The organism is uncultured Thalassospira sp. (assembly GCF_963976115.1).
Lineage (GTDB): Bacteria > Pseudomonadota > Alphaproteobacteria > Rhodospirillales > Thalassospiraceae > Thalassospira.
The window spans coordinates 62,657-82,580 of sequence record NZ_CAXBJJ010000017.1; the positions used below are offsets into that span (position 1 = coordinate 62,657).

At 54.4% G+C, this 19,924-nt stretch carries 15 protein-coding genes; 7 read left to right on the top strand and 8 right to left on the bottom strand.

Going from position 1 to position 19,924, the window contains the following annotated elements; all coding sequences use genetic code 11:
* The first annotated feature begins 25 nt into the window (after positions 1-25).
* On the top strand, positions 26-418 hold the full coding sequence (locus AAC086_RS19710; protein WP_339781305.1) for a hypothetical protein: 393 nt from the start codon (positions 26-28) through the stop codon (positions 416-418).
* 48 nt (positions 419-466) lie between these two features.
* Positions 467-1,099 (top strand): thermonuclease family protein, encoded by a 633-nt coding sequence (locus AAC086_RS19715; protein ID WP_339781307.1) that lies wholly within the window; start codon positions 467-469, stop codon positions 1,097-1,099.
* 60 nt (positions 1,100-1,159) lie between these two features.
* Here the strand turns inward: AAC086_RS19715 and AAC086_RS19720 are convergent, their stop codons facing one another.
* A complete protein-coding gene (locus AAC086_RS19720; protein ID WP_339781309.1) occupies positions 1,160-2,221 on the bottom strand; it encodes a DMT family transporter in 1,062 nt (353 codons plus the stop codon).
* Positions 2,222-2,356: 135 nt separating this feature from the next.
* Between AAC086_RS19720 and AAC086_RS19725 the strand changes: the two genes are divergently transcribed.
* A complete protein-coding gene (locus tag AAC086_RS19725; RefSeq protein ID WP_339781311.1) occupies positions 2,357-3,259 on the top strand; it encodes a LysR family transcriptional regulator in 903 nt (300 codons plus the stop codon).
* A gap of 80 nt (positions 3,260-3,339) precedes the next feature.
* On the opposite strand, the gene mgrA is transcribed toward AAC086_RS19725, so the two are convergent.
* Positions 3,340-4,386, bottom strand: a complete 1,047-nt coding sequence (gene mgrA, locus AAC086_RS19730) for an L-glyceraldehyde 3-phosphate reductase (protein WP_339781313.1) — start codon at positions 4,384-4,386, stop codon at positions 3,340-3,342.
* 181 nt (positions 4,387-4,567) lie between these two features.
* Positions 4,568-6,586, bottom strand: a complete 2,019-nt coding sequence (locus tag AAC086_RS19735) for an aminopeptidase P family protein (RefSeq protein ID WP_339781315.1) — start codon at positions 6,584-6,586, stop codon at positions 4,568-4,570.
* A 243-nt stretch (positions 6,587-6,829) separates the two neighbouring features.
* Between AAC086_RS19735 and AAC086_RS19740 the strand changes: the two genes are divergently transcribed.
* Together AAC086_RS19740 and AAC086_RS19745 are read left to right on the top strand one after the other, a co-directional pair.
* The gene (locus AAC086_RS19740; RefSeq protein WP_339781317.1) at positions 6,830-7,027 is read left to right on the top strand and encodes a hypothetical protein; all 198 of its coding nucleotides are present in this window, start codon (positions 6,830-6,832) and stop codon (positions 7,025-7,027) included.
* A gap of 263 nt (positions 7,028-7,290) precedes the next feature.
* Positions 7,291-8,037, top strand: coding sequence for an SDR family oxidoreductase (locus AAC086_RS19745; protein WP_339781319.1), 747 nt, complete (start codon positions 7,291-7,293; stop codon positions 8,035-8,037).
* An 82-nt stretch (positions 8,038-8,119) separates the two neighbouring features.
* On the opposite strand, the gene AAC086_RS19750 is transcribed toward AAC086_RS19745, so the two are convergent.
* The gene (locus tag AAC086_RS19750) at positions 8,120-9,001 is read right to left on the bottom strand and encodes a 50S ribosomal protein L11 methyltransferase (RefSeq protein ID WP_339781321.1); all 882 of its coding nucleotides are present in this window, start codon (positions 8,999-9,001) and stop codon (positions 8,120-8,122) included.
* Between the two features lie 88 nt (positions 9,002-9,089).
* Positions 9,090-11,459: a UvrD-helicase domain-containing protein gene (locus AAC086_RS19755; protein WP_339781323.1), complete on the bottom strand. Its 2,370-nt coding sequence runs from the start codon at positions 11,457-11,459 to the stop codon at positions 9,090-9,092.
* Positions 11,460-11,841: 382 nt separating this feature from the next.
* On the opposite strand from AAC086_RS19755, the gene AAC086_RS19760 reads away from it, so the two are divergent.
* Positions 11,842-12,633, top strand: a complete 792-nt coding sequence (locus AAC086_RS19760) for an EF-hand domain-containing protein (RefSeq protein ID WP_339781324.1) — start codon at positions 11,842-11,844, stop codon at positions 12,631-12,633.
* A gap of 72 nt (positions 12,634-12,705) precedes the next feature.
* On the opposite strand, the gene AAC086_RS19765 is transcribed toward AAC086_RS19760, so the two are convergent.
* Positions 12,706-14,499, bottom strand: coding sequence for a chloride channel protein (locus AAC086_RS19765; protein ID WP_339781325.1), 1,794 nt, complete (start codon positions 14,497-14,499; stop codon positions 12,706-12,708).
* Positions 14,500-14,779: 280 nt separating this feature from the next.
* On the opposite strand from AAC086_RS19765, the gene AAC086_RS19770 reads away from it, so the two are divergent.
* Positions 14,780-16,033 carry a multidrug effflux MFS transporter gene (locus AAC086_RS19770; RefSeq protein WP_339781326.1) on the top strand — a complete coding sequence of 418 codons (1,254 nt, stop codon included), beginning with the start codon at positions 14,780-14,782 and terminating at the stop codon, positions 16,031-16,033.
* Positions 16,034-16,113: 80 nt separating this feature from the next.
* Here AAC086_RS19770 and metH read toward each other — a convergent pair whose 3' ends face one another.
* On the bottom strand, positions 16,114-18,765 hold the full coding sequence (metH, locus tag AAC086_RS19775) for a methionine synthase (RefSeq protein ID WP_339781327.1): 2,652 nt from the start codon (positions 18,763-18,765) through the stop codon (positions 16,114-16,116).
* Between the two features lie 26 nt (positions 18,766-18,791).
* The gene (locus AAC086_RS19780) at positions 18,792-19,856 is read right to left on the bottom strand and encodes a homocysteine S-methyltransferase family protein (protein WP_339781328.1); all 1,065 of its coding nucleotides are present in this window, start codon (positions 19,854-19,856) and stop codon (positions 18,792-18,794) included.
* Positions 19,857-19,924: the final 68 nt, after the last annotated feature.

Sequence of the window (19,924 nt, forward strand, 5' to 3'; positions counted from 1 at the left end):
GCGTTGCGGAAAAAGGAAAACGCCCATGGAAGACCTGACGAGTTTTTTTCACCGCTATGGCGATGCCCATTTAAAGCTCAGCGCCGAGGCGCTAGAGCCTTTTTATCACATTCCCAGTCTGATCAATGATCTGGGCGGCGTTCATGCCATTTCCAGCATCGAGGATTTGGCAAAATATCATGCCCCCTTTATGGCCGAGCTTAAGCAGGCGCGCCTTGCGATGTGCAAGGCCATGCTGACCGAGCAAAACTCTGCCCTGCCCGGCGGGGCGCGTGCGCTGGTTTCCTTCAGATTTGGCAATGAAAATAACGACCTGATTTTTGATTGTGATTATTCCTTTGCCCTGTTGCGCCATGATCAGGACTGGAAAATCGTCTTCGCCCAATTAGGCGAAATTCGATATAGCGACCTGTATTAAACAGATATCTCTGTTTTGTTTTCCGCGCTCGCAGTCAGGAAACCCTACATGCCAAAAGGCACCCCCCGCACACAGCCCGCCCGCAACCCCGTCAAACCAAGCGCCTTGACAATCGCCTGCCGCGATAAAGGGTCGTTGCACGGATGCGTTATGGGCCTGTGGCGCGCTGTGCGAATGGGGATGATAGCTGCGACATCCCTGGCCGCATTCTCGCCCCAGCCTGCGCAGGCGGACAATCATTTTGGCCCGCTAGCGGGCAAACCGCGGGCGGTGGATGGCGACACCCTGGAATTTGGCTTTAAACGGGTGGATTTATATGGCGCGGATAGTCTGGAACGTTTTCAGAAATGCGTAATTGGCGGGCAAAGTACCGCCTGCGGGGCCGATGCCTGGCAGGCCATAACCAACCTGATCACCAAAACGCCGGTGCGCTGCGAAATGAAGGCAATGAACCGCTATAAGCGCAACATGGCAATCTGCCGCAATGCCAATGGTGTTGATATTGGCCTGCAACTGATCAGCATGGGCTGGGCGGTGGCGCGCGGCGATGACATGCCCGCTTATAGTGCGGCAGAAAAGTCCGCCAAGGCCGCCCGGCGCGGGGCATGGGCCGGTAAATTTATCGACCCGTTCGACTGGCGCCAGGGTCAACGCCTGCCCGAACATGCCATCCGCAAATAATCCAAACAGGCCCCTGTTCTCAGAACGGCCTGTTTGCACATCTTTCAACCGTGCTTTACGCTACGCAGCAGGCCCCTGAAACAGGCGCGCCAGCAACCGCCCCAGCCCCGCCATTGTCATTTTGTTTTTAAGCGATGCCACCCCGACCATCACCACAGCAAAGCCTGCCAATTGCGTCGGGCTCAGGGTTTCGCCCAAAAACAGCCAGGCGGCAAAAAATGTCAGGGCCGGGCCGGACAGCGAAATCAGCGAGGCCTGGGTCGCCCCGATACGGCGGATGCCTTCAAACAGCAGGAAAAACGGAATAACGGTGCAGAAAATCGAAATGCCTGCCGTCCATAAAATGCCACTCATGTTCAAATGCAGCGGCTTTTCGACAATCAGTTCGTAAATCACCATCGACGCACCGGCCACCGTATTGATCAGGGCAGAAAAATGCATTGATCCGATAACATTGATTTTGCGCTGGCTGAAATACAGATAGCACGCATAGGTCAAGGCCGACGCAAAGGACCAGAATACCCCCTGCCACATATGGTCGGACACCAGCGTTACCCCGTTGGGTGCCACCACCAAAATCAGCCCGCAATAGGTAATCAGAAAACAGAATATCTGGCGTAGCGGCGGAAACCGCCAGCGATGCAGGGCCTCCAAAATCATGACAATCGCCGGGAAACTGAACAGAACAATCCGCGATACCGTTACATCAATGATCGAAACAGCGGTAAAATCGCACAGGGACGCGGCAAAAAACAATCCGCCATAGGCCGCCCCCCAAATCATATCAGCCGGGCGGATGCCACGTTCACCGGGGCGGTTTTTGCCAAACATCCACACACCGACCCAGAAAAACGGCATTGCGATTAAAAACCGCAATAACAATAAACCGTCTACCGTCATGCCGGTCTCGTAAACAAACTTGGCCAAAAGCCCTTTCATCGCCAGCGCACAGGTCGCCAGTAACACCAGAATCAAGGCTGATCGCGCAATTTTGGCTTTGGCCGCCTCGGCGTCGAGGTGCTCACTTTGCAGGCGCGCGGCAATTTGGGCCTTTGTTTGCGATGTGGCAGAAACATCACTGACAGGCGTTTTACCTGTCAATGTGGATGATGTGGGGGTCATGGGGGCTCCGATCTCTCTCTGTTCTTATCCTACGCCCGCGCTGACATTATTCAATTCGAATAAAATGTTAGCAGATATCAGTTTTGTTGATATCATTACCCCAAACCAACCAACATTCATCACAAGCCGCATCTCATGGACATCAAACAGCTTCGCAGTTTCATTCATATTGCCGAACTGGGCAGCCTGTCGCGTGCGGCAGACCGGTTAAACCTGTCGCAACCAGCCCTTAGCCGCCAGTTGAACCTGTTAGAAGAAAACCTGAATACCCAATTGCTTGAACGCACCGGGCGCGGGGTGAAACTGACCGAGGCCGGGCGCATTCTGGCCGAACGGGCCCGGGTTATTCTGGGCGACCTGGCCCGCCTCGAAGCCGATTTAAGCGCGCGGCGCGACCATGTGACAGGGCATGTTAATATCGGCCTGCCACCCAGTGCCGGGATCGTGATTACCGGCGCGCTGGTCGAGGTCGTGCGCGAGCGTTACCCCGACCTTAGCCTGTCGATTGCCGAAGATTTAACCGGCGATATTCAGGACGGGTTATTGTCGGGTCGGCTCGATGTCGGCGCGCTGCATGACGGCATGATTTCGCGCAGCCTGCATGCCGAACCGTTATGGCGCGAAGACCTGTTTTTGATTTCGCATCCATCGCAAGCCCCCGAAAATGACAGCGAAATTGACTTTGAAGACGTGGTCCGCCTGCCGCTGATCATGCCCACCCCCAAACATGGCTTGCGCGCCAAAATGCAAGAAGCCGCCTTTCGCGCCGGTCGCCCCTTAATGCCGGTGGTCGAGGCCGATGCCCTGCGGGTTCTGGTCGATCTGGTCCATCGCGGTTTGGGGCATACGGTTTTGCCCAGATCCTCGCTGGTGGCGGAACTTTCAACCGGGCGCCTGAAAGCCAGGCGTATTGTGCAGCCCGGCATGGCCCGGACGGTGATGCTATCGTGGTTGCAAGACAGGCCCTTAACAGCTGGCACCAAAGCCGTGATTGATACCCTGCGTGAACTGGCCGGAACCGTGCCGATGGGCGATTGAATCAGGTATATCTTTGGCAAAACAAAACCGGCACCCTACAAAGGAATGCCGGTTTTATCACATCGTTACGATCCGAAAGATCAGGCGTCAGCGGCGGAATCGGACGAGCGTTTCCACAGGTTCAACCCGCCATCGGTGGCATATTTGTCAATTTCAGCCAACTCTTCGGGGCTGAAATCGAGATTATTCAGGGCATCGAGGCTGTTATCAAGCTGCGCAACATGGCGCGCCCCAATCAGTGCCGAGGTAATTTCGGGGCGACGCAACACCCAGGCAATTGCCATTTGCGCCAAAGTCTGGCCACGACGCAGGGCAATGTCGTTTAACGCCTTGACCCGTGCAATATTGTCTTCCGTCAACATCGATGACTGAAACGACCCGCCTTCGGCAGCACGGGAATTTTCCGGCACCCCCTTTAGGTATTTATTGGTCAAAAGTCCCTGTGCCATCGGCGAAAAGGCAATGCAGCCAATGCCCAGTTCAGACAGGGTATCAAGCAGCCCTTCTTCCTCGACCCAGCGGTTCAGCATCGAATAGCTGGGCTGATGAATGACGCAGGGCGTGCCAAGGTCTTGCAAAATTGCCTGTGCCTTGCGGGTCATTTCCGCCGAATAGGACGAAATACCGACATAAAGTGCTTTGCCCTGACGCACAACCTGGTCCAGCGCGCTCATGGTTTCATAAAGCGGGGTGTCGGGGTCTACCCGGTGGGAATAGAAAATATCGACATAATCCAGCCCCATCCGCTTCAGGCTTTGATCCAGGCTGGAAATCAGATATTTGCGTGATCCCCATTCACCATAGGGGCCGGGCCACATGCGATAGCCCGCCTTGGTCGAAATGATCAGTTCGTCGCGATGGGCGCGCAAATCCTGATCCATGATCTGGCCAAAATTTTCCTCGGCCGAACCGGGGGGCGGACCATAATTGTTGGCCAGATCAAAATGCGTCACCCCGCGATCAAAGGCCCGGCGCACCATGGCGCGCTGGGTTTCATAAACATCAACCCCGCCAAAATTGTGCCAAAGCCCAAGGGTGATTTGCGGCAATTGCAGGCCGCTATGGCCTGAACGGCGATAAGTCATCTGTTCGTAACGCGATGCGTCCGGCATCCAGTCCGATGACATGGTCTTCCTCCTGATATTTTTATATCGGGGCGCACCCCGAATTTGAATCGATCCAATAGACACAGTATAGGTCAATCAAGCGCGCTCTGTCAGGCATCAATTCACGAAAAAAGGCCATCCCGCGCGATTATGAATGGCCTTTTTGGTCACAGGTTCAAACCGTTATCAGTCGTTTGCGGCATTATACGCGGATCATCGGCGCTGTTGCCTTTTGCAGCCATACCCGATGGGTTTCATCGAGATCATCCGCATACATCGCATAAACCCGGGCATGATAATCGTTGAGCCATGCAAGTTCGCCATCATCAAGCAGACTGGCATCAATCAAGCGGCGGTCGATCGGCGAAAATGTCAGGGTTTCAAAACCCAGCATCGGCAATTCGGCACCCTTGGGGGCCTCAATTTCATGCACTGCGATCAGGTTTTCAATGCGAATGCCATATTCGCCTTCCTTGTAATATCCCGGCTCGTTCGACAGGATCATGCCCGGCTTCAAGGCAATTTTGTTGGGGCCCTTTGAAATGCGTTGCGGGCCTTCATGCACCCCAAGATAGCTGCCCACCCCGTGGCCGGTGCCATGGTCAAAATCCAGTCCGACATCCCACAGGGGTTTACGCGCCAGGGTATCAAGCTGCTGGCCGGTGGTGCCCGCCGGGAATTTGGCCGTTGCCAGCGCAATATGCCCCTTTAAAACGCGGGTAAAACGGTCGCGCATTTCGTCGCTGGGCGTGCCGATAATGGTGGTGCGGGTAATGTCGGTGGTGCCGTCAATATATTGCCCGCCCGAATCAATCAGGAATATTTCGCCAGGCTGCAATTTACGGTTGGTTTCCGGAATGCACCGATAATGGCAAATCGCCCCGTTGGGACCACTGCCCGGAATGGTGGTAAAGCTGCTATCGCGAAACAACGGATCTTCCTTGCGCAATGACAATAACTTGTCCGCCGCTGTCATTTCATCAAGGCGACCGTCGGCTGCGGCCTGTTCCAGCCAGGCAAAATAACGAATGATCTTTTCGCCGTCGCGTTTATGCGCCTTGCGTGATCCTTCAAGCTCGACCTCATTTTTAATCGCCTTGGGAATGGCAATCGGGTCGCGGCCCACACGCACGGTTGCCCCGGCCTCGCCCAGTTGCATCCTCAACCAGTCCGACGCGGTTGCATCATCTAACCGGACCGACCCGTTGCCAAGCCCGCGCAGCGCCGATGCCAGTTCAGCCGGGGACCGCAAGGTGGCATCAGGTGCAATCCAGTCGCGCACATCAGGTGCAAATTTGCGTTCATCGGCAAACAGATCTACCGCGCCACTTTGATCAATAATCGCATAGCCCAGCATCAGCGGCGTTTGCGGCACATCGCCACCACGAATGTTTAACAACCATGCAATGCTGTCGGGCGCGGAAATAACCGCCGCATCGCATTCCAGCGTTTCAAGGGCCTTGGCAATGGCGGCACGTTTATCGGCACTGCTTTGCCCGGCATGTTCAAGCAGATGGGGCCGGGCGGGGGCAAGTGGCAAAGCGGGTTGTTTCTGCCACAAGGCGTCAATCGGGTTCGGGTCTATCGCAACAAGTTCTGCCCCGGCATTGACACAGGCTTCACGCAACTGTTCGGCATGGGCAACGGTATGGAGCCACGGATCATAGGCCAGCTTCTGCCCGGCTTCGATATGATCATAAATCCAGCCAACGGCAGGTTCGTTTACCAGATGGCGATATTCATAAATGTCGCGGTTAACCTGCTGGCGCACCTGAATGGTATAGCGCCCGTCAACAAAAATGGCGGCACAATCGTGCATCACGACCGCCGCCCCCGCCGACCCGGTAAACCCGGTAAGCCACGCCAGACGTTCGGCGCGGGCGGGCACATTTTCGCCCTGATATTCATCCGCACGCGGCACAATAAAACCATCAATCCCCTTGGTTGCCAGATATTGGCGCAGCTGATCGATGCGGGTTTTGGCATTAAATCCGTCGGCGGCATTACAAAAAGCCCCCTTGCGGTCATCGCGCAGAGCCAAAAGGGCTTGTTGGGTATCGGCCGACAGGTGCGGCCCGATCAGATCAAACCAGTCGGTGCGTGTCGCACCGTCCGCGGCTGCCAGCACGCCATCAACCAGATCAACAACCGAGGCAATATCTTTTTCGATGCCATCATTTTTCAATAAAGCAGCCAGATGCGCATCGCCCAAATAGGTCATGAAATTTCCTCTTACAATATCCGGGATGGAGACAGGATAACAAAACAGCGCGAGATTACGGGTTTTTGCCTATTATATACAAGTCTGAATTCAGGGGATTTTCGGGGCAAAATCCGGTCACATGCGCATCAGGTATGAAAGCCCTGCGTACTTCGCAATACAAAAGTTAACGTTTTTTTACTATGACATCCTGGTGACAAAAAATGACCCGTCGAGCCGTCAATAAGCAGGAGACAATCAACGGTGGTCCGTTTTCCATTTACTGTGCAAAGTGTTGCCCAGTCTCGTCGTCGCCAGACAGCCTATGATAGCCTTGAGTGCCTTTCCTTGCAGGATCGCATCGCGCTCGGTTTTGATACAGGCAGTGCCCAGTCTGGTGAAATGATGATGCAGGGTCATGATGGCGATTTCGCCACCGGCATGAGCGCGGATCGGGACTGACAGGACCTTCCCGCCCGTTACCAGATTGCCTTGTTGCAAACGACAAATGGCACGCAGGATTGAGGTTCACTTTCCTTGTGGTTTATTTTTGTTTCCCCTCAGAAACGGCTCCGCCCCTTCCCCGGCGGGGCCGTTTCGTTTTTCCCGGCCAACTTTCCCGTCGTTTCGCGCAACGCCTGTTCGCCGTGCTTGTCGCGCGTGGCTGAAACTGTAATAGTCCGGTGTTCATCCATGCCTGACGGATCGTTATCAAAGGCCACATCATGACCAAAACCATATTGATCACCGGCGGCTCGCGCGGCATTGGCCGTGCCACGGCCCTGCTTTGTGCCCAACGGGGCTGGAATGTTGCGATCAGTTATGTTGGCAACAAGGCCGCTGCCGAACAAACCCGTGATGACTGCCAAACGGCGGGCGGCAAGTGCATTATCAAACGCTGCGATGTCGCCCTGGAGGAAGACATCATCACGCTGTTTTCGGTTGCACTAGATGCATTTGGCAGCATTGACGCCGTGGTCAATAATGCCGGTATCGTGGCCCCGGCGCAAAAATTAATGGATATGGATGTCGAAAGGATGGAACGTATTTTCGATACAAACATCCTTGGTGCCTATATCGTGGCCCGCGAAGCCACCCGGCATATGGCTCGCTCCCGCGATGGCAAGGGCGGTGTTATTGTCAATGTCTCCTCGATGGCAGCCAAGCTTGGCGGGGCCAATGAATATGTTGATTATGCCGGCTCGAAAGGGGCCATCGACAGCCTGACCATTGGCCTGGCAAAGGAAGTCGGGCCAGAGGGCATTCGCGTTAACGGTGTGCGCCCCGGCATTATTGAAACCGATATTCACGCCAGTGGCGGTCGCCCCAACCGCGCGGCCGAACTGGGACCAAACTGCCCGCTGGGCCGTACCGGCACCGCCGAAGAAGTCGCTGAAAGCATCGTCTGGTTGCTAGACGATGCATCATCCTTTGTCACCGGAGCCATTATGGATGTATCGGGCGGGCGGTAACCGATATATCAACCCAAAAAACAGGGCGTGATCCGGTTGGACGCGCCCTGTTTTGTGCACGGTCGATAACAATGCGGGCGGGTTAACCCACCACCAGCGTGGTCCAGTTTTCAACCTTGAAACGGTTCAGCAAGGTCAAACCGACGTCGCGGTAAGCAGAAAGCACAAATTGTTCCTGATGGGCGAGCAGGCCCGAAAGCACCACAACCCCGTCTTCAGACAGGGTATTAACCAGCTCATAGGCCATTTTACGCAGCGGACGGGCCAGGATATTGGCGCAAACAATGTCGTAATAACCGGCATCGCGAATACGCGCGTCGGAAAAACCGTTGGAATGCAGGGCCGTGACCAAGGCGCCAATTTTGTTGATTTTGGCATTTTCGCGCGCCACCCGCACCGAGGGGGCATCTATATCGGCCATCATGACCGGGCAATGCCAGGTTTTGGCACAGGCCATGCCCAAAATGCCCGATCCACAGCCCATATCCAGCGCATTGCGGCGCGGGCCATATTTTGCCAGCCAGTCAATCGCGGCCAGGCAGCCCTTGGTGGTTTGATGTTCACCCGACCCGAACGCCAGCCCGGCATCAACCTGCAGCGCGATTTTGGATAGCGGCAGGTCGCCTTGCCAATGCGAACCATGCACATAAAAACGCCCCACCGAAATCGGTTTGAAGCTGCGCAAATTGTCGCTGACCCAGTCCTTGGGCTCGTAAATGCCAAATTCAACGTCCGGCGTTTCAGCACCCAGTGCACTCGCCATTAAGGAAACAGCGGTTTCGACAGCAATTTTGTCGATGGCTTCACCGGCAAACCCTTCAACCCGCCAATCGGTATCGGGGTCGTTGGTCAGTTCTGAATGCGACAAGGCATCGCAATAGTCCGACAGAGCTTCGGCAAAGGCATCGACATGCGCGCCTTTGGCAATGAAGGAAAAATTATAGCAGCGCACAGTTTCGGTCATTTTTCTTCTCGCTTGTCACAGTTGTGCCGCAGCACAACCGGTTTAAAAGTCGCGCCCCGCGCGCCAGATTGAAATCTCGCCCCCGGCTTTAACCCGGCAGAATAAAGCTGTCGACCACCTTTTTGGTACCGACATCGTCGAAATCAATTTCCAGCTTGTTGCCATCAACGGACCGCACCGTGCCGGGGCCAAATTTACGATGGCGCACATGGTCGCCGACCTTGTATTTTGACGATCCGCCGCGCGATGTAAAAACGGCTTCGCCGTCAGGTTTCACATCAATCACGTTTTTACGCACCCGGTCCTGCCAGCCCGAACTGGCAAATTTGCGGTCGGAAAATTCGCGTTTTTGCGACTTATACCCGCCATTATTGTCGCCATCATTGGCCCAGCTGGGTGGCTTCATCCAGTCATCTGCCCCCCAGGCACCGGGCGACACATTGCCCTTACCCTGTGACAGGCCGGTGTCGCTGATGCGGTCAATATGGTCGATCGGCAATTCGTCAACAAAGCGTGACGGCAGGGCACTTTGCCACTGGTTATAAATGCGCCGGTTGGCGGCGTAACACACCGTGGCGCGCTTGCGCGCCCGGGTAATGCCGACATAGGCCAAACGGCGTTCTTCTTCCAGCCCCTTAACCCCGCTTTCATCCATGGCGCGCTGATGGGGGAATACACCTTCTTCCCAGCCGGGCAAAAAGACATAATCAAATTCCAGCCCCTTGGCCGCGTGCAAGGTCATGATGGTGACTTTTTCACGCTCGTCAGACTGGTCATTCTCCATCACCAGCGACACATGTTCCAAAAATGTGGTCAGGTTTTCAAATTCGCCAATCGCGGAAACCAGTTCTTTCAGGTTTTCCAAACGGCCCGGTGCATCAATTTCTTTGGATGCCCGCCACATATCGGTATAGCCGCTTTCATCAAGAACAATTTCCAAAACCTCAACATGGCTTTTTTCGCCCAAAAGGGCGCGCCAGCGGTCAAAATCGGCCATAAATATGGCCAGGTCCTTACGCAGTTTTGGTTTTAATTCTTCGGTCCCGATCAGTTCACGGGTGGCCATGGGCAAGGATACGGATTGATCACGCGAATATTGATGTAGGGTTTGCAAGGCCACCTTGCCAACCCCGCGTTTGGGTACATTAACAATACGTTCAAACGCCAAACTGTCATCGGGCTGGGCAATCAGGCGAATATAGGCCAGGGCGTCGCGAACTTCCTGGCGTTCATAAAACCGTGCCCCGCCGACAACCCGATAGGGCACGCCCAGCGTGATCAAACGTTCTTCAAATTCACGGGTTTGAAAACCGGCGCGCACCAGAATGGCCATTTGCGAGGCACCGACACCCCGGGTTTGCAGGGCTTCAATATCCTCGCCAATTAATCGGGCTTCGGATTCACCATCCCAAACGCCCTTGACCTGCACCTTGTCGCCGGTATCAATTTCAGTCCAGAGTTCCTTGCCCAAACGGCCGGAATTATGGGCAATCAATTGCGACGCCGCGGCCAGGATATGCGGGGTTGAGCGGTAATTTTGTTCCAGCTTCACCACATGGGCGCCGGGGAAATCAGTTTCAAAGCGCAGGATGTTGCCAACCTCGGCCCCGCGCCAGCTATAGATCGCCTGGTCATCATCGCCAACACAGCAAATATTACGATGCACCATCGCCAGCGCGCGCAGCCACAAATACTGCGCCACGTTGGTATCCTGATATTCATCGACCAGAATATAGCGAAAGCTCTGCTGATACTGGCGTAACACCTCGGGGTGCTTTTGGAAAATCGTCAGGCAATGCAGCAATAAATCGCCAAAATCGGCTGCATTTAGCACGGTTAAACGTTGCTGATAAATCCGGTATAGCTGCTGGGCGCAGCCATTGGCAAAATCCATGCCTTCAGTGGCGCGATCGGGTGTCAGCCCTTTGTCTTTCCAGCGCTGAATGATCCCCATCAACTGCTTGGCGGGCCATTTTTTAACATCGATCTGTTCAGATTCCATGATCTGCTTTAACAGGCGGACCTGATCATCGGTATCAAGGATGGTGAAGTTTGATTTCAGCCCGACCAGTTCGGCATGGCGGCGCAACAACCGTGCGGCCAGCGAGTGGAACGTCCCCAGCCACCAGCCTTCAACCGGGCGACCCAGAGTGGCGGCAACACGTTCCTGCATTTCGCGCGCGGCACGGTTGGTAAAGGTCACAGTCAGGATTTGCTGGGGATGCAAAAATTCCGGCGCACCACTTTTTGTTTCCAGCAAATACGCCAGGCGCGTGGTCAGCACGCGGGTTTTACCCGTCCCGGCACCGGCCAGCACCAATAACGGCCCATCCAGCGTCGCAACGGCGTCACGCTGTTCAGTATTAAGGGTGGTCAGGTATCCCGGTTCTGGGCCATCTTCCAGGCGCATATCCGGGGCAGAGCTGTATTCGTCGATTTCAAAGGGATCATCAGTCATGGCGACCTATATAACATGCCTGTGCGTATGAACCAGTGCGCGATTGTATTTTTGACAAACAAATCATGAACACAAAACCGGTTTAAGCGCTTGCACCAGACAGGTAAAGCCCGGACGCGCCACGATCGGCACAGGCGGCAAAATTATCCCTGCACCATCAAGGCACGAGCGGATATCCGCACAGTTTTAATCCGATGCCCCGGCCAAAGCCGCACATGGCAACAGCCCCGGACCGGTTAAGTGCTGGCCTAAAATTTGCTAGGATAATCAATGCCTAACACAATCGTTACCGGCACCCGGCAAAACATGCCGCCTTTTGGCACGCGGGTGACGGGAAACGGCTGGGTCAGGCGGTGTTTCCCTTGTCAAACGGGAGATTTAAATGACGAGTGGCATAAGTGGACTTGGACTCGGCGGGCAGATATTCTCCAGCCGCAGTGCAGACAAAACGGCTGCCCTTGGTGCTATCGAAGCTATCGCAGGTTTTAGCGCAGGAAGCGCGTCAACCGAGGACACAACTAAAAGTAGCAGTGCGTCCGACACGGGCAATCTGTTACAATATTCTTCGCAACTTTCCGACAGCCTTCAGGGTTATATGGTGAGTTTGCAGGAAACAACACAAAGTTCGCAATCAAACGGTTCGGCAGAAGCCAACCAGATGTTTGCCAAACTTGACAGCAACGGTGACGGTGCGCTGAGCAAGGAAGAATTCCTGGCCGGCAAGCCCGATGATGTCAGCGACGATCAGGCCGAAAATCTGTGGAACCAGATTTCCGGTGGCAGCAGCGACGCTGTAAGCCAGGATGATTTCGTAACCGCCATGCAAACCGCAGCCGGGACACAGCCCGCCAGCGGCGGGGGTGGTGGATCGGGCGGTGATAATAGCGAAGAAAGCTATGACGCCCGTGATACCAACAAGGATGGCGTTGTCAGCCTTCAGGAATTGATGGCGGCAAATTCAGGTGCTGATTCGGTTTCGGATGATGACCTTGCCAACCTGATCAATTCAGACAGCAATGGTTCTGCAACCAGCAGCATATCGACCAGTGCATCAAACGCTACTGCCAGTACGTTTGGGACCACCGGATCAAATGTGAATTTTGACAATCGCGTTCTGGCGCAAATGATGACGGGCAACTCTGCCAGCTATCAGGCCAGCGCAAGCCTTGCCTAAACCCTTGTAACACTTGCTGATCCCCCCAAAGGGCGCGTTTTTCGCGCCCTTTGGGCTTTGCCCGTCACATGCTTAAAACAGTTTTGGCGGGGCATCGCCGCGTTCTTCGCTGTGCAGCTCCAGCAACGCGCGGTTATAGGCCATCATGGCGTCCTTTTCATGGACAAAGCCAATCATCAGTTTGTCGTCATTGTTCGCCACCACAGGCAAATGTTCATCGCCGGTTTGCTCCATTAACCGAATGGCGTGCTCGATGCTGTCTTCGCGGCACACGGATGGCGGCTCAACCCTTGCCAGTTGAGTTGCCGTTACATCATCGCCAATATTGGGGTCAAAGGCCGCATGGCGCAAATCGGCCAGGGTGATGGTGCCTACCAGCTTGCCATTCACATCAAGAACGAACAATTCCCCATAAGGTGCATTGATCAGTTTTTCGCGCAACCGGCTGAGCGGTTCGTCAGGCAGGACGGTGGCAAACTGTTTTGACATGACATCAACCACCTTAAGACTGCGCAGCAAATTCACCTCGCGGCCCCAACGATGGCTAAGGCCGCGCTGGCGCAATTGCCAGCCAAAAAACGACCCGCCCTGGCCCTGATCGGCAATCATGGAGGCAATCACCGATGCCACCATCACCGCAATCGTCAATTCATAATCGCCGGTTAATTCGAAAATGATCAGGGTGGTGGAAATCGGCGCCCCCAGCACGGCTGCGGCCATAGCCCCCATGCCAACCAGCGTATAGGCACCATGCCCCGATGACAGATGCGGCAAAACGGCCGTGGCAGTCAACCCGAATGCCCCGCCCAGCATGGCCCCTAAAAACAAAGCCGGGCTAAACACGCCGCCGCCAAACCCGAAGCTAAGGCAAAGCACGACCAAAACAGCCTTGACCACCAAAAGCTGGCTTAACAGTGACCAGGAATAAACTTCGTAAAGCGCATCATTGATCGCCCCATAGCCAACACCCACAATTTGCGGATACCCGATCGCCATGGTCCCGACGGCCAACCCGGCCAGTGCCGGACGCGCCCATACCGGCAACCCGGTTGAACGGATAAATTGCTGGGTGAAGCCAACGGAACGCACAACCACGATGCTGAGAATACCGGCACAGCCCCCCAACAGCGCAAAGGCAGGAAATTCCAGAAACGATGCAATTTCATGGGCCGGGATCAAAAACGAAATGTCATGCCCAAAATAAAGCCGGGTTAAAATGGTGCCACTGACCGAGGCCAGCACAATCGGGGCAAACGCCGTCAGCGCATAGTACCCCAGCGCCACCTCATGGGCAAAAAGGGCGCCAGCCAACGGCGCATTAAACGATGCAGCCACCGCCGATGCCACCCCGCAGCCCAGCAAGGTACGCGCGGCACTGCGGCGCAAATGCAAAATGCGGGTTAACCACGACCCTATCGTTGCCCCGATATGTACAACCGGCCCTTCCCGACCCAGCGATGACCCGCAACCAAGCGACACAACATTGACCAAAGCCGCCTTTATGCCACTGCTCACCGACATGCGCCCATCGTGAAAAGCCGCTGCATCGATCACGTCGGCAACCCCCAGAACCCGGCGTTCGGGCATAAAGCGATACACAAAAACACCAATGATCAACCCGCCCAGGGTTGGCACCAAAACCAGGTGCCAGGCGGGCAGGTTTTGCAAAAAATAATGCACAGCTTCGTCGGACGAGCCAAAACCCAGTTTTTGAATCAATAACAGGGCCTCGCGAAACACAATCGCCACCGCCCCAACCAGAGTGCCCACCACAAGGGCAAGCAGCGACAAAATCAATTGTTCGCCCTTCATCACACGGCGCAAGCTGGTAAAAATGCGCGGATTTCGCAACCTGATTTCTGCCAATGCCCCGTGTCCCCTGCCCTGTTTTCGATGTCACATGCACCGCACAACCAATGCGATTATATCGCACCGCCCCCTTGCTCCCGTCAAATCTTCAATCGTCTTATTCATCGCGGGCAAGTGCGCGCCGCAGGCTTTCTGTGCCTTTTTATCCTCTGCTGACATAAACTGACGTGAATTAGAAAAACGATCATTGATCTTTAACGCGGCAATGGCCCATTCTTGTAGTCAAATCAGATGCATATCATCTGCACCCCATAATTCGTTTCAGGACATTTAGTTAATGACTCCCAGTCAACCGGCGGACTCAACGCTGTCGCGCCCCATTCCACCTTTTGCCGAATTCGTCACCCTTATGGCCCTGACCATGGGTATGGTCGCTCTTTCAATCGACAACCTGTTACCGGCCTTTGGCCCGATTTCCCGTGAATATGGCCTGACCGATCCCAATGAAATCCAGTTACTGGTTTTCATCTTCATGATCGGCTTTTCGCTGATGCAAATCGTGTATGGCCCGTTGGCGGATGTTTATGGCCGCAAGCGCACGCTGATGCTGGGCCTGATCATTTATACCATCGGCACTGTCATGGCGTTTTTTGCCGACAGCTTCGAGCATTTGCTCATCGCCCGTTTTGTGCAGGGCCTGGGTGCTGCTGCCCCCCGCGTTTTAACCCTGACCATCATTCGCGACTGCTTTAATGGCCGCGACATGGCGCGTGTGATGTCGCTGGTGATGATGGTGTTTATCATTGTGCCGGTCTTTGCCCCGGCCAGCGGCGGATTGATCCTGAGTTTTGGCAGTTGGCACCTGATTTTCGGGTTCATGCTGTTGCTGGCCGTTATTGTTGCCATTTGGTACAAACTGCGAATGCCCGAGACCCTGCACCCGCAATACCGGCATAAATTGTCCATCCGGCGCATTTTTCGCGATTTCGGCGTCACGGCAACCACCCGCCAAACCTTTGGATATGCCAGCGCAATGGGGCTGTGCTTTGGCTGCCTGATGTCTTATATCGGCTCGGCAGAGCAAATATTTGATTCATCGATCTATGGCCTGGGCACAATGTTTCCGGTGGTTTTTGGCCTGATCGCCGCAGCCATGAGTGTGGCCTCCCTGGTCAATGCCCGGCTGGTGCGCAAAATTGGCATGCATAAATTGTCGCATTTCGGCCTGTGCGTTTTTATTGCCATCAGTGCGGTGAACCTGGTTGTCGCCCTGTCTTATGATGGTATCCCGCCGCTTTGGATGTTTGGCGTGGGTTTAACGATTGCGCATTTCGCCTTTATGCTGACCATGCCAAATTTCAACTCGCTGGCCATGGAACCGGTGGGAGCGATTGCGGGAACCGCCTCGTCGCTGATCGGGTTTTATACCACCCTGATCGGGGTTACCTGCGGGGCCATTGTCGGGCAAAATTTTAACGGCACCGTTATTCCGCTGGTTGGCGGCTATCTGGCGTTAGGTGTGGCGTGCCTGCTGATTGTGCTGACAACAGAACGGGGAAAACTGTTTCACGCAACGCACGACACGGCGTAAACACCCCAACCACCGAAAATAACCACCGCGAGCATTTAAAATCCCCCGTCAGATATATCTGACGGGGGATTAAAGCAGAATCACCCCTGCGGCGGGCGCGGATCATAGTTGAGATTTGGGGCCAGCCAGCGTTCGGCAACTGCCAGATCCATGCCTTTACGAACGGCATAGTCTTCGACCTGATCGCGTTCAATTTTACCAAGGCCAAAATATTTGGCATCGGGATTGGCAAAATAAAACCCGCTAACCGAGGCTGTAGGCGTCATGGCAAAGCTTTCGGTCAGCGAAACACCGATATTTTCTTCGGCATTCAGCAACTTCCAAAGCGTGCCTTTTTCGGTGTGATCCGGGCAGGCCGGATAACCCGGCGCCGGACGAATACCCTGATATTTTTCACCAATCAAATCGTCATTGCCAAGATCTTCGTCAGGGGCATAAGCCCAAATCTCGCGGCGAACTTTTTCATGCATGGTTTCGGCAAAGGCTTCGGCAAAACGGTCGCCCAATGCCTTGACCAGAATGGCATTATAATCGTCATGTTCGGCTTCCAGCCGTTTGGCGATGGTTTCCACTTCCGGCCCGGCGGTAACGGCAAAGGCACCGATATAGTCGGTTTTGCCACTTTCTTTGGGTGCAATATAATCGGCAAGGGCACGGTTGGGTCGCTTGTTATTTTCGCGAAACATTTGCTGGCGCAAGGTATGAATCACCACCGGTTCGTTGCCATCAGGCGCCGGGGTAATTTCAATATCATCGCCCACCCCGTTGGCGGGCCAGATGCCAACCACAGCACGCGGCGTAAACCATTTTTCATCGACAATGCGTTTTAACATCGCCTGGGCATCGGCAAACAGGTTACGTGCGGTTTCGCCGACAACTTCGTCATCGAGAATCGCCGGAAAACGGCCATGCAATTCCCAGGTTTCAAAAAACGGTTTCCAGTCAAACCGGGCCAGCAAATCTGCCAGGTCAAAGTCGTCAAACACCGTCAAGCCCGGTTTCGCCGGCGCAACGGGGGTATAACTCTCCCAGTCAAGCTGTGCCTTATTGGCACGCGCATCGGTCAGGGCAAAGCGTTTTTTCTGCAATTGCTGGGCGGCGTGGCGTTCGGCCATTGCAACATATTCATCGTGCAATTCTTTGACAAACACATCGCGTCGGGTTTCGGATACCAGATTGCTGGCAACCCCCACCGCGCGCGAGGCATCAATAACGTAAACCACAGCCTTGTTATAATTCGGCGCAATTTTAACCGCTGTATGCACTTTCGATGTGGTTGCCCCGCCAATCAGCAACGGAATATTCAGCCCTTCGCGCTGCATTTCAGCCGCAACATAGGTCATTTCTTCCAAAGATGGCGTAATCAGCCCGGAAAGACCGATCATATCGACTTTTTCAGCCTTGGCGGTTTCGATAATTTTCTGGGTTGGCACCATCACGCCAAGATCCAGAACCTCGAAATTATTACATTGCAGCACCACGCCAACAATGTTTTTGCCAATATCGTGAACATCGCCCTTAACGGTGGCAAGCAGGATTTTACCGTTGGTTTCACGTTTGCCCTGCTTTTCTTCCTCGATAAACGGGATCAGATAGGCCACGGCTTTTTTCATGACCCGGGCCGATTTCACCACCTGGGGCAAAAACATTTTACCCGCCCCAAACAGATCACCGACTATGTTCATGCCATCCATCAGCGGCCCTTCAATCACATGAAGGGGCTTGTCGGCCTGCTGGCGGGCTTCTTCGGTGTCGTCTTCAACAAATTCGGTAATGCCGTTGATCAGGGCGTGGGCAAGGCGTTCATTAACCGGTTTTTTGCGCCATTCCTGATCAACCTTCTTTTCCGGGCCGCCCGCACCTTTGTATTTATCGGCAATTTCTAACAACCGGTCGGTCGCATCGGACCGACGGTTCAAAATCACATCTTCAACACGTTCGCGCAATTCAGCGGGGATTTCTTCGTAAACCACCAACTGGCCTGCATTAACAATGCCCATATCCATGCCCGCCCGAACAGCGTGGTATAAAAACACCGAATGCATGGCTTCGCGCACCGGGTTGTTCCCCCGGAACGAAAAGGACACGTTGGAAACGCCGCCCGAAATTTTGGCATAAGGCAGCCGTTCCTTGATCAGTTTGCAGGCCTCGATAAAATCGACCGCGTAATTGTCGTGTTCCTCGATCCCGGTGGCGACGGCAAAAATATTGGGATCGAAAATGATGTCTTCGGGCGGAAACCCAACCTTGTCGACCAGCACCCGATAGCAGCGTTCGCAAATTTCGATCTTGCGCTTTACGGTGTCGGCCTGGCCTTTTTCGTCAAACGCCATCACAACCACGGCGGCACCATATCGGCGCAACAGGTTTGCCTGGCGAATAAAGGGTTCTTCGCCTTCTTTCAGGCTGATCGAATTAACGATGCCCTTGCCTTGCAGGCATTTCAAACCGGCTTCAATCACGTTCCATTTGGAACTGTCAACCATGATCGGCACCCGGGCAATATCGGGTTCGGCCGCCACCAGGTTGATAAAGTTGACCATCGCCGTTTCCGCATCCAGCATCGCATCATCCATATTGATGTCAATGATCTGGGCGCCGTTTTCGACTTGCTCGCGGGCAACATCAAGGGCAGCTTCGTAGTTTTCCTCGACGATCAGCTTTTTGAATTTTATCGAACCTGCGACGTTGGTACGCTCGCCGATATTGATGAATCTGGATATTTGGGTCATCGTTTTTTCGATCTCTCTCGGCTTACTCAGGCGGCATCAAACGGTTCAAGCCCGGACAAACGCATTTTCGGCGTCAATTTCGGGGCCTTGCGCGGCGGGCACCCCTTAACGGCATCGGCAATGGCGCGAATATGGGCCGGCGTTGTTCCACAGCACCCCCCCAGAAGATTGATCATGCCACTTTCGGCCCATTCACGCACCAGCGCTGCCATTTCATTGTCGGTCTGGTCATATTCGCCAAATTCATTTGGCAGGCCTGCATTGGGATAAACCGAAACACGGCATTCGGCAACACGCGAAAGTTCAACAACATACGGGCGAAGCTGGGCTGCCCCCAATGCGCAATTCAGACCAATCGAAAACGGTTTGGCATGGCGGACCGAATTATAAAAGGCTTCGGTTGTCTGCCCCGACAGGGTTCTGCCCGAGGCATCGGTGATGGTGCCCGAAATCATGACCGGCACATCTTCACCACGCTGTTCGAGAACCTCGGAAATCGCAAACAGGGCGGCCTTGGCATTTAGTGTATCAAAAATCGTTTCCACCAGCAGCGTATCCGCCCCGCCATCGAGCAAACCATTGGCCGCTTCTTTATAGGCGGTGCAAAGCTGATCAAAAGTCACCCCGCGATAACCGGGATTGTTTACATCAGGTGAAATCGATGCGGTACGATTGGTCGGCCCGATGGCACCATTGACAAAGCGCACATCGCCAGGATGGGCGGCTTCCCATTCGTCACAGGCCTGACGGGCAAGTTTGGCACTTTCGAAATTGATTTCATAAGCCAGGCTTTCCATGCCGTAATCGGCCTGGGCGATGGTGGTGGCACTAAAGGTATTGGTACCGTTTAAATCAGCCCCGGCGGCAATATATTGCAGATGGATGTCCTTGATGATGTCCGGGCGGGTCAGCGACAAAAGGTCGTTATTGCCTTTAACGTCCTGCTTCCAGTTGGCAAACCGTTCGCCGCGATAATCTTCTTCTTCCAGTTTGTGTTTCTGGATCATGGTGCCCATTGCGCCATCCAGAATAAGGATCTGTTTTTCGGCGCGCTGTTTAAGCAGGGCAATGCGTTGCTGGCGATCAGTCATGATAAGTCATCCTGTCTTGGGGTCTTGGGGTCTTGGGGTCTTGGGGTCTTGGGGTCTTGGGGTCTTGG